The 570-nt window shown below is 40.7% G+C and carries 1 protein-coding gene; it reads right to left on the minus strand.

Annotation, left to right across the window (positions count from 1 at the left end; all coding sequences use genetic code 11):
* A partial coding sequence (locus EP1_RS13590) for an MSCRAMM family protein (RefSeq protein ID WP_281176176.1) occupies nucleotides 1–570 on the minus strand: 570 nt, incomplete at both ends.

Here is a 570-nt window from a genome sequence, read left to right on the forward strand (position 1 = left end):
GCTTTGGTTTCCACAAATTGATAATCGCCAGGGGCTAAATGATCAATCGTGACTTTACCTTCTTTGTCAGATTTCAAAGGTTGGGCGTTAACCACTTTGCCTTCGCTATCTAGGACATTGAATTCGGCTCCGGCCAAAGGTTGATTCTTTTCATCGGTTTTAATTAATCCCGCAGAGCCTTGATAGTTCGTAAAATTACCCACTTCGATAACTTCTGGTTGCCCCTCTGCTTTGTCAGCGATTGTAAAATCAATTGGTTTAGTATTCAAAACATAACCTGTCGGTGCTTTTGTTTCCACAAATTGATAATCACCAGGGGCTAAATGATCAATCGTGACTTTTCCTTCTTTGTCTGATTTCAAAGGTTGAGCGTTAACCACTTTGCCTTCGCTATCTAGGACATTGAATTCGGCTCCCGCTAAAGGTTGATTCTTTTTATCTGTTTTAATCAATTCCGCAGAGCCTTGATAGTTCGTAAAATTACCCACTTCGATAACTTCTGGTTGCCCCTCTGCTTTGTCAGCGATTGTAAAGTCAATGGGTTTAATATTCAAAACATATCCAGTCGGC

This window comes from Enterococcus pseudoavium NBRC 100491 (assembly GCF_001544295.1).
GTDB classification, from domain to species: domain Bacteria; phylum Bacillota; class Bacilli; order Lactobacillales; family Enterococcaceae; genus Enterococcus_A; species Enterococcus_A pseudoavium.